General features: G+C 70.4%; 16 protein-coding genes and 3 pseudogenes. 9 read left to right on the forward strand and 10 right to left on the reverse strand.

Features of this window, described 5'->3' with window-relative positions:
• Positions 1–13: 13 nt before the first annotated feature.
• The 5 genes from Q4V64_RS02160 to Q4V64_RS02180 form a co-directional block, all read right to left on the reverse strand.
• On the reverse strand, positions 14–4,162 hold the full coding sequence (locus Q4V64_RS02160; protein ID WP_124436873.1) for an Ig-like domain-containing protein: 4,149 nt from the start codon (positions 4,160–4,162) through the stop codon (positions 14–16).
• Between the two features lie 2 nt (positions 4,163–4,164).
• Positions 4,165–6,159 carry a beta-L-arabinofuranosidase domain-containing protein gene (locus Q4V64_RS02165; protein WP_124436874.1) on the reverse strand — a complete coding sequence of 665 codons (1,995 nt, stop codon included), beginning with the start codon at positions 6,157–6,159 and terminating at the stop codon, positions 4,165–4,167.
• Between the two features lie 40 nt (positions 6,160–6,199).
• Complete coding sequence (locus Q4V64_RS02170) at positions 6,200–7,021, reverse strand: carbohydrate ABC transporter permease (RefSeq protein WP_124436898.1); 822 nt, start codon at positions 7,019–7,021, stop codon at positions 6,200–6,202.
• Positions 7,022–7,049: 28 nt separating this feature from the next.
• A complete protein-coding gene (locus Q4V64_RS02175; protein WP_124436875.1) occupies positions 7,050–8,012 on the reverse strand; it encodes a sugar ABC transporter permease in 963 nt (320 codons plus the stop codon).
• Between the two features lie 91 nt (positions 8,013–8,103).
• Positions 8,104–9,420 (reverse strand): sugar ABC transporter substrate-binding protein, encoded by a 1,317-nt coding sequence (locus Q4V64_RS02180; protein WP_124436876.1) that lies wholly within the window; start codon positions 9,418–9,420, stop codon positions 8,104–8,106.
• Between the two features lie 295 nt (positions 9,421–9,715).
• Here Q4V64_RS02180 and Q4V64_RS02185 point away from each other — a divergent pair, with 295 nt between their 5' ends.
• Positions 9,716–10,744, forward strand: a complete 1,029-nt coding sequence (locus Q4V64_RS02185; RefSeq protein WP_124436877.1) for a LacI family DNA-binding transcriptional regulator — start codon at positions 9,716–9,718, stop codon at positions 10,742–10,744.
• Positions 10,745–11,120: 376 nt separating this feature from the next.
• Here Q4V64_RS02185 and Q4V64_RS02190 read toward each other — a convergent pair whose 3' ends face one another.
• Positions 11,121–11,591, reverse strand: coding sequence for a pyridoxamine 5'-phosphate oxidase family protein (locus Q4V64_RS02190; RefSeq protein WP_124436878.1), 471 nt, complete (start codon positions 11,589–11,591; stop codon positions 11,121–11,123).
• 1 nt (position 11,592) lies between these two features.
• A complete protein-coding gene (locus Q4V64_RS02195; RefSeq protein ID WP_216377516.1) occupies positions 11,593–12,081 on the reverse strand; it encodes a DUF1579 family protein in 489 nt (162 codons plus the stop codon).
• Positions 12,082–12,283: 202 nt separating this feature from the next.
• On the opposite strand from Q4V64_RS02195, the gene Q4V64_RS02200 reads away from it, so the two are divergent.
• The gene (locus Q4V64_RS02200) at positions 12,284–13,030 is read left to right on the forward strand and encodes a DUF4142 domain-containing protein (RefSeq protein WP_172628952.1); all 747 of its coding nucleotides are present in this window, start codon (positions 12,284–12,286) and stop codon (positions 13,028–13,030) included.
• A gap of 236 nt (positions 13,031–13,266) precedes the next feature.
• On the opposite strand, the gene Q4V64_RS02205 is transcribed toward Q4V64_RS02200, so the two are convergent.
• Positions 13,267–13,740, reverse strand: a complete 474-nt coding sequence (locus Q4V64_RS02205; protein ID WP_124436879.1) for a MarR family transcriptional regulator — start codon at positions 13,738–13,740, stop codon at positions 13,267–13,269.
• Between the two features lie 332 nt (positions 13,741–14,072).
• Between Q4V64_RS02205 and Q4V64_RS02210 the strand changes: the two genes are divergently transcribed.
• Positions 14,073–14,999, forward strand: coding sequence for a GNAT family N-acetyltransferase (locus Q4V64_RS02210; RefSeq protein WP_124436880.1), 927 nt, complete (start codon positions 14,073–14,075; stop codon positions 14,997–14,999).
• A gap of 4 nt (positions 15,000–15,003) precedes the next feature.
• Here the strand turns inward: Q4V64_RS02210 and Q4V64_RS02215 are convergent, their stop codons facing one another.
• The gene (locus tag Q4V64_RS02215) at positions 15,004–16,497 is read right to left on the reverse strand and encodes an MFS transporter (RefSeq protein WP_124436881.1); all 1,494 of its coding nucleotides are present in this window, start codon (positions 16,495–16,497) and stop codon (positions 15,004–15,006) included.
• Between the two features lie 228 nt (positions 16,498–16,725).
• On the opposite strand from Q4V64_RS02215, the gene Q4V64_RS02220 reads away from it, so the two are divergent.
• The 3 genes from Q4V64_RS02220 to Q4V64_RS02230 all read left to right on the forward strand — a co-directional run bounded on the left by Q4V64_RS02220 (position 16,726) and on the right by Q4V64_RS02230 (position 18,738).
• Positions 16,726–17,277, forward strand: a complete 552-nt coding sequence (locus Q4V64_RS02220; protein WP_124436882.1) for a hypothetical protein — start codon at positions 16,726–16,728, stop codon at positions 17,275–17,277.
• A gap of 115 nt (positions 17,278–17,392) precedes the next feature.
• Positions 17,393–18,109 (forward strand): class F sortase, encoded by a 717-nt coding sequence (locus tag Q4V64_RS02225; RefSeq protein ID WP_124436883.1) that lies wholly within the window; start codon positions 17,393–17,395, stop codon positions 18,107–18,109.
• Positions 18,110–18,288: 179 nt separating this feature from the next.
• Positions 18,289–18,738: a hypothetical protein gene (locus Q4V64_RS02230; protein ID WP_172628953.1), complete on the forward strand. Its 450-nt coding sequence runs from the start codon at positions 18,289–18,291 to the stop codon at positions 18,736–18,738.
• Between the two features lie 62 nt (positions 18,739–18,800).
• On the opposite strand, the gene Q4V64_RS02235 is transcribed toward Q4V64_RS02230, so the two are convergent.
• Positions 18,801–20,135, reverse strand: coding sequence for an endo-1,4-beta-xylanase (locus Q4V64_RS02235; protein WP_124436884.1), 1,335 nt, complete (start codon positions 20,133–20,135; stop codon positions 18,801–18,803).
• Positions 20,136–20,457: 322 nt separating this feature from the next.
• On the opposite strand from Q4V64_RS02235, the pseudogene Q4V64_RS02240 reads away from it, so the two are divergent.
• The 3 pseudogenes from Q4V64_RS02240 to Q4V64_RS02255 form a co-directional block, all read left to right on the forward strand.
• Positions 20,458–22,004 (forward strand): annotated as a pseudogene (locus Q4V64_RS02240) (acyl-CoA carboxylase subunit beta).
• Between the two features lie 49 nt (positions 22,005–22,053).
• A pseudogene (locus Q4V64_RS02245) lies at positions 22,054–23,711 on the forward strand (fatty acyl-AMP ligase).
• A gap of 83 nt (positions 23,712–23,794) precedes the next feature.
• Positions 23,795–25,324: pseudogene (locus Q4V64_RS02255) on the forward strand (type I polyketide synthase); the annotation flags it as partial.
• Position 25,325: the final 1 nt, after the last annotated feature.

Below are 25,325 nucleotides of genomic sequence, written 5' to 3' on the forward strand. Positions count from 1 at the left end.
GGACGAAGAGCGGTCATGAGGGCGGCGCGGTCACGGTGACGGTGGCCGTGGCGCGGTAGGTGGTGCCCGCCACGGTTCCCTTCACCTCGAAGGTCCCCGGCCCGGCGTACTGGTCCGGGGCCACCGGGTCCCAGGTGACGGGGACACGGCTGTCCTTGGAGCCGTCGTTGTAGGTGGCGACGACGGTCGCCGGGAGGGTGGGTGCCCGGCCGGCCCCGGTGGTGACGCGCTCCTCGGCGATGCTGGTGATCTCGACCGCGTCGGTCTGGCGCACCCATACGGTCGCGGTGACGGGCGCTGCCGTCCGGTCGGCGAGGCCGGTGATCCGTACGCTGGTGCCGCCCTCGGCGACCTGCTCCTCGGTGACGGCCGGCCAGGCAACGGGCGAGCGTGCCGTGGAGCCGTCGGAGTACACCAGCGTCACCTGGCCGGGCAGTTCCGGGATCTTGCCGCGTGGGGTGGGGACATGGACCTCGCGGACGGACTCCGGCGTCTCGGCGTAGACCTTCCACTCCTGTACGCCCAGTGCGAGGTTCGGGTGCCCGGTCAGGCGGGCCCGCAGGGCCGTGGTGGTGACGGGGGTGAAGGTGGTCTTGTTGTAGCGGTCCTCCGCGGTTCCGTAGCCGCTGGGCGAGGCGACCTCGCGCCAGGTGTCGCCGTCCCGGTATTCGATGACCCAGGACGCGGGGACTCCGACGCCGTCGGCCGCGCCGGGCTGCGCGTCGCGGAAGAAGTACATGTCGGAGCCGTCCACGCGGACCGGGTCGTCCCACGTGTACTGGACCCACTGGGTGTCCTTCTGGGGCCAGCTGCCCCAGCGCGGGGCGTCGGAGGACGAGGCAGGTTCACGGCCGTCGTTGATCGCGGTCACCGACTCCCAGCCTGAGGTGTAGGACGCGGTGGGTGTCGCGGACGGCGCCACGTTCGCCTGGCCGTTCCCGAGCCCCTCCGCCTTGACCACGACCTTTTTCGACGACTGCAACGCGCCGTCGGTGGCGGTGAGTTCGAGGGTGTAGGTGCCCGCCTTGGTGAAACGGGCGACGGTCGTCGAGGCGCGCGGGTCGTCGAAGATGACGGTGCCGCCTTCGGGGCCGTCCGCCGCCTTCCACAGGGCGGAGAGCTTCCTCTCCGGGAGCCCGTCGTCCTCGACGATGCCCGTCAGCCTGACCTGGCCCGGGCGGCTGTACGTGGTGTCCCGCCACGCTTCGACGTACGGGGCCTGGTTCCGGGCTGCCGGGGGCCGGGCGCCGGTGCCGTATGCCTGGATCTCCTTGAGACCGCTGCTGTGGCCGTCCCTGTGCCGCATCAGGACCCGCAGTTTCTCGGTCGTCACCTTCTGGAAGCGCACCTGGTTCAGGTTGGCCCTGGGGTGGACCGGTGACTTGGCGGGACGGGCCACGTCCTTCCACTGCCCGGCGCGGTCCTGGTACTGCACGGTGTAGAGGGCGGGTTCGGCGTATCCGTCCTGTCGTTTGTCGCTGTAGAAGTGGAGCCGGACGTCGTCGACCTGACGCGGGCGCCCGAAGTCGATCTCGTACCAGTCCTCGGTGCTGCCCGAGCCTCTGGCGCCCCAGTAGGGCTCGTTGATGGTGAAGCCGTCGACGGCGCCGGACACGCCTCGCCCCTCGGCCTCGTGGGAGGCGCGGGCCGTGGCGCCGGCGGCGAGGTTCTCCTTCGCCGCACCTGTCAGGTCCCGGCCCGCCTTGGCGAAGAGGTCGGTGACGCGGTCCTTCGGGCCGTACGTGACGTCCTGCGGCTCCGCGACCGCCATGCGCAGGCCCGTGGTTCGGACCTTGGCCCCTCCCCCGTCCGGGAAGGTCACCTTGCGGGTGGCCGGGTCGTAGACGAGGTGGGTGAGGGAGTCGGCGGTGAAGGCGAGCTTGCCGTCGAGGTAGACGGAGTAGCCCTCGGGGACCTGGCGGCCGTACGGCCGCTTCCCGTCGCCCGGTTCGTCCCACAGGACGGCCACGTCGGTGCCGCGGTAGTTGATGTCGGTGACGGCGAAGTGCGGCCAGTCGATGTCGATCGGCGACAGCTCGATCTTCCCGTCGTCGCGCGGCCGGAAGCCCATCGCGTCCTCGATCACGGTCCAGTTGGTGGTGCCGAGGATGGTGTGGTGGATCCAGGACCGGTAGCCGATCTTCTGCGGGTCGGCGCTGCCGTCGGACCAGAACTCGTTCTGGTCGGGCCACCGGTTGTCGCCGTCGACGTAGTGGGCCCAGGCGTTCCAGGACAGCAGCTTCTTGTACCAGGTGCTGTCGATGTACTTGTTCGGGTACTTGCGCAGCACCGAGGAGAGGAAGCGGAAGGTGACGGTGGAGTTGATGACGGAGAAGTTGTTGCTCCCCGGGTGGCCCTGCTCCGCCGCTTCCGCCTTGTCGGCCTGGTTGGCGGTGAAGAACGGGAAGACGGGGTACTGCTTGGCGTCCGCCCACAGGCGCAGGGCTTCGAGGTACTGCGGGTCCTCGTCGGGTGTGGGCATCAGGCCCACGCTGTACGGGTAGTAGTTGTTGATCTCCTTCCAGGGCACCAGGGCGTCGGTGGCCACGTGCCGGTGCTTGAGCAGCTTGTCCTTCGGGTCCCAGAGGTGTTCGAGGACCGCGTCCTTCACCTTCTTGGCGATGCCGCGCATCTCGTCGGCCTTGTCGGTCTCGCCGAGCAGTTCGTACGCTCGGGCCGCCGCTGTGGCGTTGCTGTGGACGTACGCCGATTCGGCGCGGTCGAGGTTTCCGGGCCGCCAGTCGAAGGACACCGCGTCGGCGTCGTTGCCGGTCATGGCGCCCCAGTCGTACTCGATCAGCCCGTTGCCGTCGTGGTCGTAGTTCGCCAGCTGGCCCTGGACGTCCTTCTCCGCGTACCGCGCGAGGTTGCGCACGACGCCGTCCGGTCCGCCGTGCACCTGGTAGGAGCGCCAGGCCGCCTCGGAGATGTACTGGGTGTAGCTGTTGGACCAGTTCTCCGGGTCGCCCGGGTTGTCGGTGTACTTGCTGTTCTTCGAGACCTCGCCGGCCGAGACCCAGGGGCCGTAGGAGTAGCTCGGGTCGCGCAGGTATTTGAGGTCGTCGACGAACATGCCGACGGTCAGGGCGATGGCGTTGTTGTAGCCGAGCACGCCTTCCATGGAGGTGGGGAACTGGTAGTCGTTGCCGGGGATGTCGGCGTCGAGGTAGTTGTAACGCAGCAGCCACCAGCGGTAGTAGAGCGTCTTCTCGATGTTGTCGTCGGGGACGTCGAGGTACGGCAGGTTCTCGGCCCACCAACGGTTGTACGTCTGTACGTGGTCGCGGAAGGCGGCGGCCGGGGTCGCGGTGCGCACCGAGTCGTATTCCGGCCGGGAGCGGGCCAATTCCTCGGTGACGAAGCCGAGTTGGACCTTGGTGGTGGCGGTGCCGCCCGCGGGCAGCGCAAGGGTGCGCGTCAGGGCCTCGCCGTCGGGTGCGGGGGCCATTGCGTCGCCGCTGAGGCGGGGGAAGACGGTGGTGAGGTTGTTCTTCGCGGCCACCGCGCCGGTGAGCTCTCTGCCTTCGGTGGTCGTGGTGTACGGCGACGAGGCGCGCAGCGTGACCTCACGGGGAGCGGAACCGGTGTTGGTGACGGCCAGGTTCGTCACGGCCACGTTGGCGTCGGTGATGAACTTGGTCTGGATCACCTTCAGGCCGGTGGCCGCGTGGGTGAACTCGGCGCGCCAGTAGCTGGGGGTCTGGGTCCTGGCGGCGGTGTTTTCGCGCAGGGTGAGGTTCTCGCCGTCCACGGACAGGGTGACGGTGTACGCGGACCGGTTGTCGATGCTCTCCCAGTAGGCGACCTTGCCGCCGAAACCGAGTCGGGACGGGTCGTGTTCCTTCATGAACACTGCCCGGCCCCGCGTGAACAGCCAGTCGCCCGCCGGGTCCTCGCCTTTGCGGGCCAGCATGCGGTCCATCCAGAAGTCGGTGCCGTTCCCGGCCTTCCGGTCGGCCTCGTACTGGGCGCGCAGGGTGTGGTGGGTGGTGAAGCCCGCCGGCAACTCCGGTACGGGGTCGGCGGATCCGGTGTAGACCGGATAGCCGATGGCCGAGTTGTCCGCGGCGGCGGGCGCGGCGGCGGCCAACGAGGCCAGCAGTCCGAGGGCCAGCGCGCCGGCCAGGGTTCTGCGGTGGTGCCGTCTTCGCGGTCCGTGCACGGCTATCTCCCTGTGGGGGTAGGGGTGTTGTCCGGTTCTGCGGGGTGATCCGGTTCCGCGACGGGCAGCCAGACCCGCATCGTCGAGGGGCCTCGGTTCGCCCAGGAGTGGTAGGGCACCAGGGTGATCCCCGCGCGTTCGGCCGCCGTCGTGGCTTGACGGCCGAGCGGCTCGTACGGCCATGTCCGGCCGCCCTGTTCGGCATGCGCGGTGAGTTCTCCGGCGACCACGACGGTTTCACCCACGCCGTCCTCCGGCTCGACGGACGCATCCACCCGAAGGGCGTCGACCTCGTGTCCGCGCGGCAGGTCCACGGACTCGGCGCAGTACACCAGTGGCCCTCGCTGGACGGCCAGCGTGCCGCGTACCGCGTCGATGCGGGGATCGGCTCCGATCCAGCGCGGTGCCACGGCCAGTTCGAGCCGTATCTCGTCGCCGGGCCGGAAGACGCGGGTGACTTCGGCCGTGCCCGGGGCGACGGGGCGGCGTGCCCCGTCCGGGTCGACCAGCCACGCGGTGGTCCCCGCCGTCCACTCGGGGACGCGCAGCGACAGGGTCCAGGGGCGGTCGGGGGACCGTCCGATCCGTACGGTCACCGTGCCGCCATAGGGATAGTCGGTACGGACGCGCAGCGCGACTCCGTGGCCGCCGGCGAGGGACGTGGCGATCTCCGCGTCGGCGTACTGGTGCAGTTGCACGCCGTGGTCGTCCGCTGTCGCCAGGTAGGCGGGCAGCAGGGCCAGGGTGCGCGCCACATTGGTCGGGCAGCAGGACACCGCGAACCAGGGTGCGCGCAGGCTCGATTCGGCGCGCGGGCTGTCGGCGTCGGCGGGGGGTGCGGTGCCCCGGCTGCGGCGGTGCAGGGTGTTGGCGTAGAAGAAGGACCGGCCGTCCTCGGACGGGGAGGTCGCGACCACGTTGAACAGGGTCCGCTCGGCCAGGTCGGCGAAGCGCGGCTCGCCGGTGGCGAGCAGCAGGCGCCAGCTGAGCATCACGGAGGCGACGCCGGCGCAGGTCTCCGAGTAGGCGCGGTCCGGTGGCAGGACGAAGTCGTCGCCGAAGGACTCGTCCCGGTGGTGCGAGCCCATGCCGCCGGTCAGATAGGTCCGCCGGGCGATTGTGGCCTCCCATTGCCGTACGACCGCGGCGAGCAGGGCCTCGTCCCCGCTCTCCACGGCGACGTCGACGGCGCCTGCCGCCAGGTAGAGGGCGCGCACGGCGTGTCCGCGCAGCACCGGGGCCTGGCGGACGGGCAGGTCGTCCTGGTAGTAGGCGCGGCCGAACTCGATGTCCGCGAGCGTGCCGTGGCCGCGGCGGTCGACGAAGAGGGCGGCCTGGTCGAGGTAGCGTTGCTCCCCGGTCAGCCTGGCGAGTTCCACCAGGGCCGTCTCGATCTCCGGGTGGCCGCAGACGGCCTCGATGCCGCCGGGGCCGAAGGTGGCGCAGATGTGGTCGGCGGCCCGGCGGGCGAGTTTCGCCAGTTCGCCCTCGCCGCGGGCCCGGGTCTGGGCCACGCCCGCCTGGATGAGGTGCCCGTAGCAGTAGAGCTCGTGGCCCCATTCGAGGTCGCTGTAGCGGGGCTGCTGACCGGGGTGGCCGAAGGCGGTGTTCAGGTAGCCGTCCGGTTCCTGGGCGGGTGCGATGACATCGGTGAGTGCGGCGATCTCCGCGTCGAGAACAGGGCCGTCGCCGCCCGCGGCCTCCCAGGCCATGGCTTCGAGGAGCTTGTAGTGCTCGGAGTCGGCGAACTCCGCGCCGCGCCGGTCCCGGTGGATGCGGCCCTCGGCGGCGGCCCGGAAGTTGCCGGTCCAGCCGACGCGTTCCATCCAGTCGCGGCAGTGGCCGAGTGTGGCGGTCGCGTTGATGTGCCGGCGCCGGGCCCAGAAGCCCCCGGTGATCCTGACCTCGTCGAGGCCGAGCGGCCTCAGTCGGCCCCGGGTCGGCGCCACCGGCAGGACGTATGCCCGTGCTGTGTTCTCCCCCACCAGTTCGTGCATTCGGTTCGTCCCCTCGGTCGCGGGTCGGTTTGCGTGTGCTTCAGCCCTTGAGCGCGCCGGACATGAAGCCCCGTATGTAGTGCCGTTGCAGCAGCAGGAACAGCAGGAGGCAGGGCACGGCGAGGACCACCACGCCCGCCTCGGTGGCGCCGTAGTCGACGGCGCCCATGCTCTGCTGCCGCAGGTTCGCGACGGCCAGCGGCAGGGGCGCCTTCTCGCTGTCGGAGATGAGGATCAGCGGTGCGATGAAGTCGTTCCAGGCCGCGAGGAACGCGAAGAGGCCCACGGTGATCAATCCCGGGCGAACCGCCGGGAGGAGGACGCGGCGCAGCGCGCCCGCCGTGCCGCAGCCGTCGACGAGCGCGGACTCCTCCAGTTCGCGCGGTACGGCCTCGAAGGAGATCCGCATCATGAAGGTGGCGAACGGCAGTTGGAACATCGCCAGCACCAGGCTCAGTCCGACCAGCGAGTTCTGCAGGTGGAGTCTGCCGAGCAGGACGTAGAGCGGGATGAGGAGGGTGGCGTACGGGACCATGAGGATGGCCAGGGTCAGCAGGAACAGCAGGTTCTTGCCGGGGAAGTCGAAGCGGGCGAAGGCGTAGCCGCCCAGCAGCGACACCCCGAGGGTCAGGGCGACGGTCAGCGCGGAGACGACGGTGCTGTTGAGGAGGTACCGCCACAGGCCCGCGTCGTAGTCGAGCAGGGTGCGGTAGTTGCCGAGGCCGTAGCCGGATTCCTGCGCGGTGCCGGGCTGTCCGCTGACGGAGGCCCAGGCGTTCCACAGCAGGGGGAAGAGGAAGATGACGGCCAATCCTCCGGCGAGGACGTAGTGGGGCGTCCGGCCGAGGGCGCGGGTGAGCACCGGGGTGTCCCTTCTCATGAGGTGCGGCTCATGACTCGTCGGCGCGGCGCAGACCGCGGAACTGCAGGACGTTGAGCAGGAGCAGCACGGCCAGCACGATGATCGACAGGGCGGCCGCCGTGCCGAGGTTCAGCCGCTGGAAGGCCTCGCGGTAGATCAACTGCACAACGGTGACGGTGCTGTTGTCCGGTCCGCCCTTGGTGAGGATGAAGAACTGGTCGAAGGCGAGCAGGGATCCCGTCACGCACAGCAGCAGGCACAGCGCGAGGGACGGCCGCAGCAGCGGCAGCGTGATGGAGCGGAAGATCTGGCCGCGGCTCGCGCCGTCCATGCGGGCCGCCTCGTACACCTCGTGGGGGATGCGCTGGAGGCCCACGAGCAGGATCAGCATGTAGAAGCCGGCGAACTTCCAGACGATGAGGAACACCGTCGACAGCAGGGCGGAGGTCGGCGTGCCGAGGAAGGACACGGGGTCGTCGACGAGGCCGAGCTTTTCGAGGATGCGGCTGATCGGGCCGGTGGTGGGGCTGTACAGGCCCCAGAACAGCAGGGATGCGGAGGCCAGCCCCAGGGCGCCGGGCAGGAAGTAGACCGTGCGGAAGAAGCCGGCGCCGGGGCGGGACTCCTGCACCAGCAGGGCCAGGAGGAGGGCCAGCCCGAGGAGTACGACCGTGACGATCACGGTGTAGAGGAGGGTGAAGCGGACGGCGGGCCAGAACAGGGGGCTGTCGGTGATGTCGGTGTAGTTCTCGGGGGCGTTGATGCCCCGGTCTCCCGCGAGCAGCGGCCAGTCGCTGAGCGACATCTGCCCGACGAGCAGCAGGGGCAGCAGGAAGAAGACGGCGACGAACACGGCGGTGGGGGCCGCGTAGGCCAGGCCCTTGGCCTTGCGGGACCGCCAGCGGGGCGCGGAGGTACGGGGCGGGCGGTCCCGGTGTTCCGGCCGGGTCGGGGGTTCGGCCGCCGCTCGGTCGGGCGCCTTCACCTGCATGGCTCTCCTCTGCCGGGTGACGTGGGAAGGGCGTGCCGTGGACGGGTGGCCTGAGGGCGCTCGGTCGGCCGGTTTCCGGTGTCCGGGCCGCTCAGTCGGCCAGCGACGCGGTGACCGCCTCGTTGTCCTTCTCGACGGACGTGCCGTCGCCGAAGACGGCGTTGCGCATGAGGGTCAGCCAGGGGCCGTTGGGGTCGTTGAAGGTCTGGCCGAACTTCATCGCGTACGGGGTACGGCCGTGCGCCACGAGTTCGTTGATGGTGACCAGCCGCGGGTCCGCCTTGGAGTGCTTGTTGGCGGCGAGGTCGGTGCGGGCCACCACGTCCTTGTGCGCGGCGACCACGTCGACCTGGGCCTTGTCGCCGAGGGACCAGGCGAGGAAGTTCCAGGCCTGGTCGGCCGACTTGCTGGTGGCGGAGATGCCGATGGCGTCGCCGCCGACGAAGGTCGACTTGCCGCCGTCGGGTCCGGGGATGGGCGCGACGCCGAGGTCGAGGTCCTTGGGCATCAGACCCAGGGTGGTCGACGGCATGGGCATCACGCCGACCTTGCCCTTCGGGAAGACGCCGGTCCAGGTCGTGCCGGTCTCGTCGCGGGCGCCGGGGGCCACGATGTCGTCCTTCACCCAGCCGCGGTAGGTGTCGTAGACCTGTTGGGCCGTGTCGGAGGACAGGGACGCCTCGGTTCCCTCCTTGTTCAGTACCTCCTCGCCCGCGGCCCAGATGGACGGCCACCAGGTGAAGACGCCGCAGCCGCCGCAGTTGCCGCCGAAGAAGGTGCCGTCCACCCCTGAGCCCAGCTTGTCCACGGCCCGTGCCTGCCGGTCCCACTCGCGCAGGGTGGTGGGCGGCTTGTCCGGGTCGAGCCCGGCCTTCCGGTAGAGCTCCTTGTTGTAGAAGAGCACCGACAGGTCGAGGGTGTGCGGGACGACGTACTTCTTGTCCTCGTACGTACCGGCTTTGATGTGCGACTGGGCCAGGTGCTCGGCGAAGGGCAGGGCGTCGACGCGCTCTGTGATGTCGGCGAAGAGGCCGCTGGAGGTGTAGTTCGGAACGAACACCACGTCGGAGGCGAACAGGTCGGGCAGGTCGCGGGAGCCGGCGGCCGCGCCGACCTTGGCCTGGTAGTCGTCGGTGGGGACGACGGTCAGCTCGATCTTGTTCTTGTGGCTCGCGTTGTACGCCTTGACCAGGGCCTCGCTCTGCGGCCGGGTCGCCGCACGCGTCCACATCGTCAGCGTGGTGCCGTCGTCGACGCCTTTGGCGTTCGTCGCCCCGCCTCCTCCCCCGCCGCCCGAGCCGTCCTCCCCCGATCCGCACGCCGTGACCAGGCTCGCGGCGGCGAGCAGTGCCATGGCGCCGGTGACGAGGCGGCGTATGCGTCCACGCGGTCCGACCGTGCTCCCCATGTTCTATCCCCCTGGTGTCGCGGCGGCCGTGCGCGGGCCTGCCGGTCGGGACGATGGATGTGGTGGCACTGAGCTGAAGTACGCCGAACTGAACTGAACGGCGAAACGAGCCGAAAAGGTTTTCTGAGACGCTAGAACCCGACTGAATGCTCGTCAATCCCCTTGCAGTGACCGGCTGTCGGAGAACCAACGAAACCGGTGGAGGCGACCTGACCGAAACCCTTCACGTACTGTTTTGCCCGCGGCGTGTCACCCTCGACGGCATCGGCACGCGACGCGAGACAGGAGAACACGTATGGCACAGGCCACCGGCCCCTCTCGTTCGCAGCCCGCCACCCTCAGCGATGTGGCGCGGCTGGCGGGTGTGTCGATCGCCACGGCGTCCAAGGCCCTCAACGGACGCAGTCAGGTGCGCGCGGAGACCAGGCAGCGGGTGATCGAGGCGGCCGAGCGGCTGTCGTTCCGGCCCAACCAGGTCGCCCGCGGTCTGCTGGCCGGACGGACGGGCACCGTCGGTCTGCTCACCAGCGACCTGGAGGGCCGGTTCAGTATTCCGATCCTCATGGGCGCGGAGGACGCCTTCGGAGCGGGCGAGGTCGCGGTGTTCCTCTGCGACGCACGCGGCGACGCGATCCGCGAGCAGCACCATGTCCGCGCGCTGCTCGGCCGCCGGGTCGACGGTCTCATCGTGGTGGGCAGCCGGACCGATCCGCGTCCGTCCCTGGGCCGCGAGGTGCCGGTGCCCGTCGTCTACGCGTACGCGCCGTCGGAGGATCCGCAGGATCTGTCCATCGTTCCCGACAGCGTCGGCGCGGGCCGGATCGCGGTGGACCATCTGCTCGCCTGTGGCCGTTCCCGGATCGCGCACATCACCGGCGACCCCGGGTACGCCGCGGCCCGGGAGCGGGCGGAGGGTGCCCGGGCCGCACTCGCCGAGGCCGGCCTCGCCCTGATCGGCGAGCCGCGCTTCGGGGCGTGGTCGGAGGGCTGGGGGCGGGCGGCCACGGCGATGCTGCTCGACCGGCATCCGGACGTGGACGCCGTCCTGTGCGGCAGCGATCAGATCGCCCGCGGTGTCATGGAGGTCCTGCGCGAGCGCGGCCACCGGGTGCCGGAGGACGTCGCGGTCATGGGTTTCGACAACTGGCAGGTCCTGACCTCCGCCTCCCGGCCCCCGCTGACCAGCGTCGACATGAACCTCGAACAGGTCGGACGCGCGGCCGCGCACGCCCTGTTCACCGCGATCTCCGGCGCACGGCGCTCGGGGGTCGAGCACCTGCCCTGCCGGGTCGTGATCAGGGGGTCCACGGCACCACTGTCCTGAGCGTCGTGGCCGGCGGCACGGCTCGGCCAGGGCCTGTCCGGCGGATCATGCCGCAGACGAGGGGTCCGGCACGCCCGTCCGCGGCGTTGTCGTCGTTTGCCGACTCCCCGACACTCGAACGACCTCGCGCGGGGACCCCGTCGCGTCGCCCGCCGCGGCGCGGCGGATGTCCCAGCCTCCTCCGCCATGCAGCCGGACGCACCAGATTCCGCTCACCGGGGTTGATCTGGGCGCCGCCGCTCTCCCACGTGCCCCCACTCGGCACTCCCCCAGCCTTCGGCCGGGGGACCCCCAGAGCACGCACCGGACGCCGCGCGGCCGCCCTGCGGGCGACGACGCCACTTTCGCAACAGGCCCTGGGCGAGTCGGGGAGGCGTCAGGTGAGATCGACGGGGATGCGGTGATCCGGTCGGCCGTCCTTGGCGAGGATCGAGTGGTCTTGAGCCACCGCGCGGTACAACCGCATGTCGGAGGCTCCTTGCACGTCGTGGCCTGTCCACATCCTGCCGCCGTGCGTGAGCGAGCGGCGGGAGTAGACCTCGATCGCCCTCTCCGTGGCCGAGCCGTCCACTGCCGTGGCAACGGCGGACATGTACACGCCTTGTCCGGTGCCGATCGGTACCGAGGAGTCGAAGACCACGAGGCCCACCTGAGGTCGCACCGCGAGGTTGCGTGAATGCGTGGCCTGCGGCGAGGAAATCCAGAAGAACTCGCGGTAGTCCCGGTGAGCGAAGTACACCGGCGAACCCCACGGCACTCCCTCGCGGTCGGCGGTGGCGAGCACCATGTACCTGTTCGTGCCGATGATGTCGCGTGCGATGCGGGCCGGTGAGCCGCTGAACGTCATCTCAACAACTCCTGCGGTAGATGAGCGTGAAATCGTGCTCCCACGTGGTCGAGCCGGCCATCGACTTCTCCCACGTGCCACGGATGGTGTCGCCGTCGTCACCGACATGCCCGGTGAACCGCTGCCGGAACGCCAGCGGTGAAAAGTCCGGCGCCTCGCGCAGCAACCGCCACACCCCGTCGGCGAGGCTCATCGCGTACACCCGTACGACGCCCCGCGAGTCGAAGTAGTGCTGCGTGTACGCGCCCGTCTCCGGATCGACCGCGACGATCGCCATGCTGTCCGGGGCCCCGGGAATCGGGATCTCGGTCCGCTGGACCAGGAATCGTCCGTCCAGGGTCCACTCGAACACGCTGCGTACGGCAGGTGCGGGCGGTCCGGGAAGGTCGGCCTCCACCTCCCATTCGCCGACCAGTACGTCCAGCCTCTCCAGGGCCTCCTGCCCGGCGGACCCGTCCATGGCGAACCCCTCGTCCTCGTCGATGGTCAACGCTCGTCGGACATAAGACGAGCGCGACGCGGGAAACTCATCGGTCCCGGCATGGCCCACGGCGGGGTCCGCCTCGTTTGCGTCCCTTGCCCCTTGTGACGCACGACACAGAGCAGCGTGCAAAATTTACCCAGCGCAATGATGGATCAGGCTGTTCCATCCGTACTTCCTGCCGTAAGAACCGCTCACGTCAGGAGGCCCGATGCCCATCTCCCGCAACAAACTGGGGAGCATCTTCGTGTTCGGTGCGCTGGGTTTGACCCTCACGGCGCTCGCCTACCCCGCCATGCTCGGGGTGGAGAACACGACCAGCGGCCAGGAACGCATCATCGCCAACACCCGTTACGGCCCGATCACCGAGGCGGACCGTGACTTCATCGTGAAGGTGCGTGCGGCCGGGCTGTGGGAGTACCCCTTGGGCGAGATGGTGATGGAACGCGGAACGACCGCCGCCATGAAGGAGGCGGGCAAGCACCTGATCGTCGGACACGCCGGACTCGACGAGATGTGCCGCAAGCTCTCGGCCGAGCTCGGTGTCACGATTCCCAATCAGGCGAGCCCGCAGCAGCAACAGTTCGTGGCGACCGTCGACGGCAGCAGCGGCAAGGAGTTCGACTCCACCGCGGTCACCATCATGCGGGTGACCCACGGTCAGATCTTCCCGGTGATCGCCAAGATCCGCGCCAACACCCGGAACACCATGGTGCGTCAGCTGGCCGATCTGGCCAACGACACGGTGCTGGACCACATCACCGTGCTGGAGAACACCGGCCTGGTCAATCACGAGAACGTCAACTTCCAGCAGACCAATCCGCCGAAGCTGCCCAAGAACGAGCTCACACCGCCTCCGCCGCAGCCGGGATCGCCGATGCTCGTCCTCAAACCGCGCCCCGACCTGAACATCAACACAGCCGCACCGTCGCCGACGCCCGCACCGTCGGCCGGCTGATCCGCCGGTCAGGCGTCGCGTGCGACGGAGGCGCCCACCGTCCAGCCCAAGGGGTGTGCTTCGGAGTCGTCCAGCGCCGGGGCTAGGGTCCTTCTGATGGATCTCCGTGGGAGAAGGAGCGGCGTTCGGTGCGTGCTCTCGGCGTGCCGCGTGAAAGCCCTCGTAGCGGAGCTACTTGGGCTTTCACGCGGTGCGGCGAGAGTGCGTGCCGGGCGTCGCGACGCCGCGGAGATCCATCAGAAGGGCCCTAGGGGCTCTCCCCCGGCTTCGTTGAAGGCGGTGAGCGCCTCGATGAGCACGGCCCGCTGCCCCGGTGCGAGGCGCTCGACGATCGCCGCGAGTTCGGCACGCCGCCGGGCGGTGACGCTCTCGACGGCGTGCCGTCCCTCGTCGGTGAGCTGCAGGAGCGTCTCCCGGCGGTTGTCGGGGTTGGTGTGCCGGTCGGCGAGTCCAGCCGCGATCAGCCGGTCGACCATGCGCATCGCGGTGGACGGCGCCACCTGAAGGAGATCGGCGAGTGCGACCAGCTTGGTGGCTCCACGGGTGGACAGCACCACCAGCATCCGGAACTGCGGCAGCGTCACCCGCTCCTCCACCTCGGCCAGCGACCGCGCGGAAACGGCCACCAGCAGCCGCGAGGCCGTCAGGACCGCGCGGGTGACCGCGTCGACGTCGTCCATGGCTCCCGCGGGGATCTCGCGCTCCGGCATGGGTCCTTTCTACCGTGCCGAGGTCGCCGTTCCCTCAGCGCTCCGAACAGAAAAGGCGTCGGCACGCCATCGCGATGCCGCGCATGCGAGAACCCCACCCCGCGTGTTCCGGGGTGGGGTTCGAAGTGGAGCGCCGGGCAGGCCTTGCACCTGCATCTCCCCGCAGGAAGCGGGGCGTCTTTCCTTGGACCACCAACGCACAGCCGGTCACCGGCAGTTCGGTGCCGTGCTCAAGATCAAGCATAACGCAGCCCAGTGACCGGAAACGACGCTCTGCGCGGTCGTACGAAAATTCATTGCGGCAGCCGTCCCTCCCCCGGATCCTGGCGCTCATGCCCTATCTCATGCGCCCTGCCGTCCTCGCCGACGCGCCCGCCATCACCGACCTGCTCAACGAGGTCGACCGGATCGAGATCGGCCGGGCCGAGACCGACCTGAACACCATCGAGGCCGATCTGAAGCGCCCCGATGTCGATCTCGAACGCGACTCCTGGCTGGCCTTCGAGGGCGAGCTGCTGGTGGCCTACGGGCTGCTGTGGGACGAGTCGTACGGCGAACGCGTCGACGTCGACCACTATGTGCTGCCCGACCACCAGTCGGCCGGAGAGCACCTGCTGGAGGCGATGGAGACCAGGGCGCTCGAGAAGGCGCGGGAGAACGGCGCGGAGAGGGCCGTGGTGCATCTGCACCTCAACGTGACGCCCACGCTCGACACCGAGCTGATCCGCGCGCGGGGCTGGTCCGTCGTACGGCGCTATCACGTGCTGCGGCGCGCCCTGCGGGCCGGGGAGGACCTGCCGCCCGAGGCGCCGGCCGGTGTGCGGGTGCGGTCGTGCACCGCCGAGGCGGACCGGAAGTGTGTCCACGCCTTGTACCAGGCCGGCTTCGCCGAGCACTTCGACTTCCAGCCGCGCGACTACCACCAGTGGCTGCACGACATTCACGCGGACGGGCTCGACTGGTCCCTGGTGTGGATCGTCAGTACCGAGGACCTCGGGGATGTCGGGTTCCTGCTCTCCCGCGACGACCGCGAGGCCATGGGATGGATCCGCAGCATCGGCGTGCTGCGCGAGGCCCGTGGCCGGGGGCTCGGCGGATTCCTGCTGCGGCATGCCTTCGCGGCCTTCGCCGCCCGAGGGCGGGACACCATGGGACTCGGCGTGGACACCTCCAACGCCACCGGGGCCCCCGAACTGTACGCGCGCAACGGGATGAGCGTCCACTACGCCGTGGACACCTGGGAAGTGGTCCTGGCGTGAGCCGTCAACGGACGCCGGAGTGGTGCCGCGTGACGTGATAGAGGTCCGTGGAGGTGCTGATCAGCTCCCGCTGCTCCTCCTCGGAGCCGACCATCGGTTGCGAGCCGTTGAGCGGTACCTGCGCGCTCTCCGGCAGGAACTTCACCGTCACGAGGCCGATGGCACCCGCCGCCATCAGGTAGAAGGCGGGCATCATGTCGTTTCCGGTGATGTGCACCAGCGCCTCGGTGAGCAGCGGCGTGGTGCCGCCGAACGCGGCGACGGAGAAGTTGAAGCCGATGCCCATGGCCGCGTAGCGGACAGCCGTCGGGAACAGGGCGGGCAGCGTGGCGGCGCTCGGGGCGGCGAAGCAGGCCAGCAGGGTGGACAGCATCAGCACTCCGGCGATCGGCGCCCACGTTCCGTCCATCTTGATCAATTGGAAGGACGGAACGGCGAGGACGATCATCGCGGCGGCCGCGACGCCGTAGACCGGTCGCCGGCCGACCCGGTCGCTGAGCCGCCCGATGAAGGTGATCAGCAGCACGATCCACACCATGCCGATCAGCACCAGGACGTCGGCGGAGCTGCTGGAGCGGTTCAGCGTCTCCGTCTGGTACGTCGGCAGGAAGCCGGTGACCATGTAGTTGGGGACGTTGTACAGCAGCACCAGGCCCATGCAGATGAGCAGCGGCTTCCAGTGGTCCTTGACGATGGTCCTGAACTCACGGCCCGCCGACTCCTGGGCGAGGTTCTTCTCGTGCTCGTCCAGTTGCTGCTGGAAGGCGGGCGACTCCTCCAGCCTGAGCCGCATGTACAGGCCGATGATGCCGAGCGGTCCGGCGATCAGGAACGGCACGCGCCAGCCCCAGGAGAGCATCTCGGCGTCGGTGAGCATCAGGTTCAGCAGGGTGACCAGCGCGGAGCCGAGGGCGTAGCCGGCGAAGGTGCCGAAGTCGAGCCAGCTGGAGAGGTGACCCCGGCGGCGGTCCGGCGAGTACTCGGCGACGAAGGTGGTGGCGCCGCCGTACTCTCCGCCGGTGGAGAAGCCCTGGACCATACGGGCGAGCAGCAGCAGGATCGGTGCGGCGATGCCGAGGGTGGCGTAGCCGGGGATCACTCCGATGGCGAAGGTACCGATCGCCATCATGATCATGGTGGTGGCCAGCACCTTCTGCCGGCCGATGCGGTCCCCGAGGGGCCCGAAGACGAGGCCACCGAGCGGGCGGACGACGAAGGCGGCGGCGAAGGTCGCGAAGGAGGAGATGACCTGGGCGGCCGGTGAGGCGCCGGGGAAGAAGACTTTCCCGATGGTGGCGGCGAGATAGCTGTAGACGCCGAAGTCGAACCATTCCATGCAGTTGCCGAGCGCGGAGGCGCCCACCGCGCGCTTGAGCAAGGGCGGCTCGACGACCTGTACGTCCTCCTTGCGGAAGGCGCCCTTGTTCTTGCGCAGCCTCCGGGTCAGCTCCTCACGGACCTGTTGTGGCATGTTTGCGACGGTTTTCGGAGCGTTCATCCTGGAGCGGCTGCCCGAGTTCGCGCGGCCCACACAGGACAAGCTCCGCTCGTGGCCGGAGCGGCCGGATATTCCTGATCATGTCAGGGCCGCGGAGGCGGCGTGTCCCCCGAGTGAGCGCCTTGAGTGGTGAGATCCCGACGGCTGGATGACGGTGGATCACGTCGAGGTCGGGTCATCTCAGCTGACGAAGCGCCAGCTGCCCGGCCGAGGCGGAAGGAATGTCACATGCGCCCTACTCGCATGCTCCTGGCCGCAGGGGCGGCTTCCGCCGTCCTCGCGATCACCACCCCCGGCGTGTATGCCGTCGCCGGTGAGTGGGACCACGAGGACTCTTCTTACAGCAAAGAGCACGACAAGGACAGCAGGCACGACGCGCCGCGTGGCGGCATGCACACCGGTGGCGGCGCACTGACCACGGTGAACAACGACGAGGAGTGGGACGGCTCGAAGGACTCCAAGCACGACCCGGAGAGCCACCAGGACGAATCGGACGGCTACAACGACTCCGAGCACGGATCCGACCGCTCCAAGGGCCACGAGGACGGCTCGGACGGCTACCAGGACTCCGAGCACGGCTCCGACCACTTCAAGGACTCCAAGGAGGACGCGCACGACTCCTTCGGCGGCGACCACGACAAGCCGCGTGGCGGGATGCACACCGGAGGGGGCGCCCTCGACACGCCGACCGTGACCACGGCCGGGCTGGCGGTGCTGGCGGTCGCCGGCACCGGTCTGTACGCGGTGCGCCGCAACAAGTCCGTGAGGAACGCGGCCTGAGCCATGCCGGACGCGATAGCGGCCGGGGCCGCCACTCCTGCGCCGTGTGGCGGCCCGGCCGGCCTTCCGCGTGCCCCGTCCCCTGTGCTGCCGTGACCGAGTGAGGTGGTGTCCGATGGCAGCTGGCTCTTCCTCCCCCACCGACTCCTCCACCGACTCCCCCACCGACGACGGCCCGGCGCCGACCGGTCGGGGATCCCGTACGGGGTGGACGGTGCTGTGCGCCGTCGCCGCCCTGATCCTGGCCGCAAACCTGTTCGGCGGGCGCGACCCGTCCTCCGACGCGTCGTCGGCCGCCGCTTCCGACACCTCCCGTCCGCCGCGTACGACACAGGCCGGCCCGTCGGCCTCGCCTGCCGGGCACCCCGCAGGGAGGCATCTGCCGCGAGCGAGGCCACTGCGCCTGATCATCCCGAAGATCTCGGTCGACGCCCCCTTCACGCCCTTGAACATCGGCCGGTCGGGGCAGCTCGAAGCACCGCCCGCCGACGACGTCAACCTCGTCGGCTGGCACGCCGAGGGGGCCACCCCCGGTGAAAGGGGCACGGCGATCATCGCCGGGCACGTCGACACGGCGACGTCTCCGGCCGTCTTCGCCGAGCTCGGTGAACTCGAAGCGGGGGACACCTTCCGCGTCACGAGGGCCGACCGGCGCACGGCGAGATTCGTGGTCGACAGCGTGGAGACGTTCGACAAGAAGCACTTTCCCGACCGGCGCGTCTACGCCGACACCCCGCGGGCTCAGGTCCGGCTCATCACCTGTGCCGGTGACTACGACCACTCGGCCAAGGACTACACGGAGAACCTGGTGGTTTTCGCCCACCTCGTCTGAACGGCGGCGACGCACGTCCTGGGGACGGGCGCACCCTGACATTTGTCAGGCACCGATCGGCGGCGAGGTCTCCTAGTGTCGCGATGCGGGCAGCGGCCGGTGCAGCCGGCCGCCCTCGCCCGATCACCGCATCACCGCATCACCGCATCACCGCATCACCGACATGGGAAAGAGGGCTCATGAGCCGCCGATCGCTGACAACGCTTCTGGCCGCGGGGGGCGCCGCCGCCGTGATGGCGCTCACCCCGGTCTCCGCTCAGGCCGCACCGCACTCGGGCGGCAACTACGGGGCTTACGGAATGGAGGGGCAGTACCCCACCATCTCCAGCTGCGCGGGCACCTTCGGGCAGGTGGGGCCCACGCAGCACGCCGAGGGCATGGCGCTGAAGTACTTCTACTCCGGCAAGTGCGGGTCGTTCGCTCGGATCGAGAACTCCCGACCCAACTGCGAGGCGGTGCTGGAGCGGTCGGACTCCGGTGCCGGGCGCGCCGACGGATGGGTCTCCGAGACCGTCGACTCGGGCGTCGACTACGCCTACACGATGATCGGCAACAACCTCGACGGCCGTGTTTCGCGCGCCCTGCTCGCGTGCGACGGCCATGAGCTGGTCGCGACGGGCTGGCACTGACGTGTGACGCCGTACGGCCTGGCGAGGCGGCTGCCCCGTCAGGCCGTGTGCCGCGGCGGCGGTCAGGATGCCGTGCAGGAACCGAGCACCGGGGCCGCGTTGCTGCCGTTCTTCATGACGGTGAAGCCGAAGCTCGTCGACGCGCCGGCCGCCAGGCTGCCGTTGCCGTTCGGCTTCATCGTCATGACGTTGCCGCTGCTGTCCCAGGTGGGTGTGCCGTTCCAGGTGGCGGAGATCTTCTGCGGGGACGTCACCGTGACCGTCGTGGTCCAGTTGCCGATCGCCGAGCCGCCCGCGGTGACGGTCACCTTGCCGTTGAAGCGGTCGCTCCACTCCTCCTGCTTGCTGTAGGAGACGGTGCAGGCGGCCGTGCCGCCGCCCCCGCCCGAGCTGGTGCCGCCGAGCGCCGTGAGTACGGCCGTGTAGGCGGGCTTCTTGTTGTAGTTGCCGTCGAACAGCAGCGGTGTTCCGCTCGCGCGCCAGGAGTACTTGTCGGTGACGCCCCAGACGGTGATGCCGGTGCAGCGCGAGACCGCCAGGCAGGCCCTCACGACGTTGCTGTAGCTGTTCGCCTGGGCCGTGCCGGAGCCCTCGATGTCCAGCTCGGTGATCTGCACGTCGACGCCGAGGTCGGCGAAGCGCTGGAGGTTGGCCTGGTAGTCGCCGGGCACCGGGGAGGCGCTGTTGAAATGGGACTGGAAGCCGACGCAGTCGATGGGTACGCCGCGTGCCTTGAAGTCCCTGACCATGTTGTAGACGGCATTGCTCTTCGCGTTGACACCGTCGGTGTTGTAGTCGTTGTAGCAGAGCTTGGCTGCCGGGTCGGCGGCGCGTGCGGTGCGGAACGCCTCCTCGATGAAGCCGTTGCCGAGCTTGTCCTGGAACGGGGAGCTGCGCCGGGCGCCGCTGTTGCCGTCCTGGAATGCCTCGTTGACGACGTCCCAGGAGTGGATCTTCCCCTTGTAGTGCTGCATGACCTTGGTGATGTGGTTGTTCATCGCCGTTCTGAGGTCGGCGGTGCCCAGCGTGCCGACCCAGCTGGGCAGCTGGGAGTGCCAGACCAGGGTGTGCCCGCGCACCTTCATGCCCTTGCTCTGCGCGTGGCTGACGATCTGGTCGGCGGCGCCGAAGGTGAAGGAGTTGCGGGTGCGCTCCACGGCGTCCCACTTCATCTCGTTCTCGGGCGTCGCCGAGGTGAACTCGGTGTCGAGCGTGGAGACGTACGGGGCCTCGCCCAGGTGGTTCGCGGCGACGGCGGCGCCGAAGTAGCGGCCCTTGCCGGCCGCGGCGGATCCCAGGGTGCTCGCGGCGTCGGCCGTTCCCGACAGGGCGATGACACCGGATGCGGCGAGTAACCCGGCCATGCCGAGGGCGCCGATGGACGTGCGGGTGACCATGTCGTCCCCTTTCTTCTGATGGGGTGATTGTTGGGGTCATGACACTTCGAAAGTTTCGAATCTCCCTCCGAAGGGTGCGGAAGACGTTACGACTGGCCTTTCGCACCGTCAACGCTTCACGCACGAGTCACTTGCAGTCCCCTCAAGGATGTCGGACAGGCGACGACATTCGCTCATGGCATCGAAACTTTCGACTACCTCTCGCTTGTCACACTCGGACGAACCCTCGCTCCACAACACTCACCTCAGGCAAACGCCACACCGATCCACCCGGCCCTCTCCCCGGTCGCTGCCATATTCGGAGGCGACTTCGGAGGTGGCTGTGACGACAGAGGTGACAACGCCCACCGACCGCACCGCCGACCGCATCGCCGATCTGGAACGCCGTCGGGCGCAGGCGGTGGCGCCGGGCGGGCCGAGAAGACGGGGGGAGTTCGGTGCCCGCGAGCGGATCGAGCGGCTGCTGGACGCCGGGTCCTTCACCGAGACGGGCCAGTTCGTCCGGACCCGCCCCACCGGAGACGGGGCCCGCCGCCCCTACGGCGACGGAGTGGTCACCGGGCACGGCACGGTCGACGGCCGGCCGGTCTGCGTGTTCGCCCAGGACGCCGGCGTCTTCGGCGGCAGCATGGGCGAGGCCTTCGGAGAGAAGACCGTCGCCCTGATGGACCTGGCCCTGAAGACCGGCTGCCCGGTCATCGGGCTCAACGACTCCGGCGGCGCCCGCATCCAGGAGGGCGTCGCCTCACTCGCCCTCTACGCCGAGCTGGTCCGCCGCAATGTGCAGGCGTCCGGGGTGATCCCGCAGATCTCGGTGGTCCTGGGGCCGTGTGCCGGCGGGGCCGCCTACTCGCCCTCGATCACCGACTTCACCGTGATGGTGGACGGCGCCTCGCACATGTTCGTCACCGGGCCCGACGTCATCGAGACGGTCACCGGCGAGCGCACCACCGCCGAGGACCTCGGCGGCGCGCGGACCAGCAACTCCGTCAGCGGCAACGCCCACTTCCTCGCCGCCCACGAGGAGGACGCCCTCGACACCGTACGGGACCTGCTGTCGTATCTGCCCGCCAACAACCTCGAGCGGCCTCCGGAGTACGCGCCCGGGACCGCGCCTGCCGGGAGCTGCTGGACGAAGTCGTGCCCGACCGGCTGGGGCGGGCTTACGACATGGGCGACATCCTGCGGGCCGTCGTCGACGACGGTGAGCTCCTCGAGGTGCAGGAGCTGTTCGCGCCGAACATCATCTGCGCCCTCGCCCGCGTGGAGGGCCGCTCGGTCGGGGTCGTCGCCAACCAGCCGCTGCACGCCGCCGGCGTCCTCGACATCGACGCCTCGGAGAAGGCCGCGCGGTTCGTACGGTTCTGCGACGCGTTCGGCATTGCGCTGCTGACGTTCGCCGACGTGCCGGGCTATCTCTCCGGTGTGCGCCAGGAGCGCGGCGGCATCATCCGGCGCGGCGCGAAACTGCTGTACGCCTACGCCGAGGCGACCGTGCCCAAGGTGACGGTGGTGGTGCGCAAGGCGTACGGCGGCGGATACGCGGTGATGGGCTCCAAGCACCTGGGCGCCGACGTCAACCTCGCCTGGCCCACGGCCCGTATCGCCGTCATGGGCGCGGAGGGCGCCGTGGGGGTCCTGCACCGGCGCGAGCTCGCCGCGTCCGCCGACCCCGAGGCGCTGCGCGCCCGCCTCGTCGCCACGTACGAGGCCACCCACGGCACGCCCTACCTCGCCGCCGAACGCGGATACGTCGACGCCGTCATCGCACCGCGCGAGACCCGCGCCGAGGTCTGCCGCGCCCTGCGCGCGCTGCACGGCAAACGCGCGCCGATGCCGCAGCGGCGGCACGGCAACATCCCGCTCTGATCCCTTGCTCATCTGCCCGTCAGCCCTCGACGTGAGGAGCCACCCCCCGATGGACAGCCGCCGCCCCCCGCTCGCGCCCGCGTTCCGGACCCTGCCGGAGTACGTGCGGCACTGGGCCGACACCACCCCCGACCGCCGGGCCTTCACCTTCGTCGACCACCCCGCCCCGCACTCGCGCGGCGTCCACCGCACCCTGACCTGGCGGCGCCTGGACCTGCGCGTGCGGGCGCTGGCCGCCCGGCTCGCCGCGGAGGCCGAGCCCGGTGCGCGGGTGGCGCTGTTGTGTCCGCAGGGCACGGAGTACATCGCCGGGTTCCTGGCGGCGCTGACGGCCGGCCTGGTCGCCGTACCGCTGTATCCGCCGAATCTGCCCGGGCATGCCGCCCGGCTCGCCGGCGTGCTGGCCGACGCGACACCCGCGGTCGTCGTGACCACGAGCCGGCTCCTGGAGGAGGTACGGGACTTCTGCGCCCCCACGCCGGTGCGGGTCGTCGCGGTGGACCAGGTGCCCGACTCCGCCGCCGGGCAGTGGCAGCCGGTCGCGACCGACGAGGGTGCGGTCGCCTACCTGCAGTACACCTCCGGCTCGACCCGGGCCCCGGCGGGCGTGGAGATCACCCACGGCAACGTCGTCGCCAACGCCCGGCAGGCGCTGACCGCCTATGGTGCCGACGCCACGGCCGCGTTCCTGCACCAGCCCGTGCGCTGGCTGCGGCTGCTCGCGGCGCATCCGCGTGCGGTGAGTGCCGCGCCCAACTTCGCCTACGACTACTGCGCCTCCGCCGTCACCGCCGAGCAGAAGGCGGAGCTGCGGCTGGACGGCGTGACCGCGCTGATCAACGGCAGTGAGCCGATCCGCCCCGGTACCGTCGACCGCTTCCACGCCGCCTTCGCCGACCGGCGCCTGGCTCCCGAGACGCACTGCCCGTCGTACGGGCTGGCCGAGGCCACCGTCTTCGTCAGTGCCGCCCGTTCGGGTGAGCCGTTGCGCCGGTTCGCGCTCGACCGGGACGCCCTCGCCGCCGGAAAGGCGCTGCCCGCCCGTCCCGACGACCCCCGAGCCGTGCTGCTCGCCGGCTGCGGCACGCCGGCGGGCCAGCGGCTGCGCGTCACCGACCCGGTGACGCGGGCCGTCCTGTCGGAGGGGGAGGTCGGTGAGATCTGGGTGCAGGGACCCAACGTCGGGCGCGGCTACCGGAATCGGGACGGGGACACGCGTCACGTCTTCGGCGCCGAGCTCGCCGACGAGGCGGCCGGTCCTGGCCGGTGGCTGCGCACGGGCGACCTGGGGACCGTGCTGGACGGGCAGTTGGTCGTCACAGGCCGGCTGAAGGACCTGATCGTCGTCGACGGGCGCAACCACTATCCGCAGGACATCGAGGCCACGGCCCAGGACGCGCACCCGGCCGTGCGCCGCGACCGGCTCGCCGCCTTCGCCGTACCGGGCACGGCGGGCGAGCGGGTGGGGTCGTGGCCGAGCACGCGCGGTCCATGAACCTGGCCGAGATCGACGTGCCGGAGCTGGTGCGCGCGGTGCGCGGGGCCGTCTCCGCCCGGCACGGGCTGCGGCTCGCCGATGTCGTGCTGGTGCCGCCGGGGACCGTACCGCGCACGTCCAGCGGCAAGGTGTCACGGGCGCTGACCCGGGCGCGCTACCTCGAGGGCGCCTACGCGCAGCCCGGCGAGTCGTCGAGGGTCGCGGGATGAAGCCCGCCGACGAGTCCGAACTGCGTCGCCTGATCGTGGAGCGGGTGGCCGCCTGGAACGACATGGCGCCCGAGTCCGTGCCGATGGACCGGCCGCTGGCCGATCTCGGCATGTCCTCGCGGGACGCGGTCGCCCTGGCCGGGGAGCTCTCCCAGGTCCTCGGACGCCCCCTGCCGTCGACACTGCTGTGGGAGACGCCCACCGGTGACGCGCTGGTGGCGCGTCTGTGCGGCCGGGTGGAGGAAATCGCTGCTCCCGCGCCGACCGCGACGGCATCGCCCGGCGAGCCCGTCGCGGTCATCGGGGTCGGCTGCCGGCTGCCGGGCGGGGTGCACGGACCTGCCGAGTACTGGCGGCTGTTGAGCGAGGGCGTCGATGCGATCCGGCGGGTTCCCGAGGACCGGTGGAGAGACTTCGCCGCGTTCCCGCCGGCCGACGTGCCCTCGTACGGCGGTTACCTCGACGACGTCGCCGGGTTCGACGCGGACTTCTTCCACATCACTCCGCGCGAGGCCGCGGTGATGGACCCTCAGCAGCGGATGCTGCTGGAGGTCGTCCACGAGGCACTCGACCACGCCGCCGTGCCGGCCGGGTCCCTCGCCGGCACCAGCACCGGTGTCTTCGTGGGGATCTCCGCCCCGGAGTACGGGCAGCTCACCGGAGCCGATCCGGCCGCCGTCGATCCGTGGGCGCCGGCGGGCGCCGCGCTCAGTGTCGCCGCCGGGCGTCTGGCGTACGTCCTGGACACCCACGGGCCGAGCATGGCCGTCGACACCGCCTGTTCCTCCTCGCTGGTCGCCGTGCACCACGCCTGCGTCAGTCTGCGCACGGGCGAGAGCGACACGGCGATCGCCGCCGGGGTCAACCTGCTGCTCTCCCCCACCGTCACCATGGCGTTCGAGCGGGCGGGAGCCCTCGCGCCGGACGGGCGGTGCAAGCCGTTCTCGGCGGCGGCCGACGGCATCGGCCGCGGCGAGGGGTGCGCGGCCGTGCTGCTGAAGCGGCTGTCCGACGCCGAGCGGGACGGCGACCGCGTGCTGGCGGTCCTCCACGCCACCGCCGTCAACTCCGACGGCCGCTCGGACGGCCTGATGGCGCCCAACCCGGCCGCCCAGCAGGCCGTGTTGCGGACCGCCTACGCGCGGGCCGGGCTCGCTCCGGTGTCCGTGGACTACGTGGAGGCGCACGGCACCGGCACCCCGCTCAGCGACCCGATCGAGGCGGGCGCGCTCGATGCCGTGCTCGGGCCGGGCCGTGACCCCGACCAGCCGCTGCTGCTCGGCTCCGTCAAGGGCAACCTCGGCCATCTGGAGTCCGCCGCGGGCATCGCGGGCCTGGTGAAGACGGTGCTCGCCCTGCATCACGACCGCATTCCGGCCTCCCTGCACTGCGCCGACGGCAGCTCGCTGGGTGACGCACGGCTGCGGGTGGTGACCGAGCCCGAGCCGTGGCCCCGCTACGGCGGCACGGCCGTCGCCGGGGTCTCCGGCTTCGGGTTCGGCGGCACCAACGCCCACGCCGTACTGGAGGAATGGCGGCCCGCCACGCTCTCGCCGCCGACCGCCGAGGAAGCTGCCGCCCGGCTGTACGTGCTCTGCGACGCCGACACCGCAC

It is taken from the genome of Streptomyces sp. NL15-2K (genome assembly GCF_030551255.1).
Lineage (GTDB): Bacteria > Actinomycetota > Actinomycetes > Streptomycetales > Streptomycetaceae > Streptomyces.

Coding starts and splice junctions, on each gene's coding strand:
- Q4V64_RS02165 (WP_124436874.1), bottom strand. CDS start 6,159: ATGCACGAACTGGTGGGGGAGAACACAGCACGGGCATACGTCCTGCCG.
- Q4V64_RS02175 (WP_124436875.1), bottom strand. CDS start 8,012: ATGCAGGTGAAGGCGCCCGACCGAGCGGCGGCCGAACCCCCGACCCGG.
- Q4V64_RS02180 (WP_124436876.1), bottom strand. CDS start 9,420: ATGGGGAGCACGGTCGGACCGCGTGGACGCATACGCCGCCTCGTCACC.
- Q4V64_RS02185 (WP_124436877.1), top strand. CDS start 9,716: ATGGCACAGGCCACCGGCCCCTCTCGTTCGCAGCCCGCCACCCTCAGC.
- Q4V64_RS02190 (WP_124436878.1), bottom strand. CDS start 11,591: ATGACGTTCAGCGGCTCACCGGCCCGCATCGCACGCGACATCATCGGC.
- Q4V64_RS02200 (WP_172628952.1), top strand. CDS start 12,284: ATGCCCATCTCCCGCAACAAACTGGGGAGCATCTTCGTGTTCGGTGCG.
- Q4V64_RS02205 (WP_124436879.1), bottom strand. CDS start 13,740: ATGCCGGAGCGCGAGATCCCCGCGGGAGCCATGGACGACGTCGACGCG.
- Q4V64_RS02210 (WP_124436880.1), top strand. CDS start 14,073: ATGCCCTATCTCATGCGCCCTGCCGTCCTCGCCGACGCGCCCGCCATC.
- Q4V64_RS02215 (WP_124436881.1), bottom strand. CDS start 16,497: ATGAACGCTCCGAAAACCGTCGCAAACATGCCACAACAGGTCCGTGAG.
- Q4V64_RS02220 (WP_124436882.1), top strand. CDS start 16,726: ATGCGCCCTACTCGCATGCTCCTGGCCGCAGGGGCGGCTTCCGCCGTC.
- Q4V64_RS02225 (WP_124436883.1), top strand. CDS start 17,393: ATGGCAGCTGGCTCTTCCTCCCCCACCGACTCCTCCACCGACTCCCCC.
- Q4V64_RS02230 (WP_172628953.1), top strand. CDS start 18,289: ATGAGCCGCCGATCGCTGACAACGCTTCTGGCCGCGGGGGGCGCCGCC.
- Q4V64_RS02235 (WP_124436884.1), bottom strand. CDS start 20,135: ATGGTCACCCGCACGTCCATCGGCGCCCTCGGCATGGCCGGGTTACTC.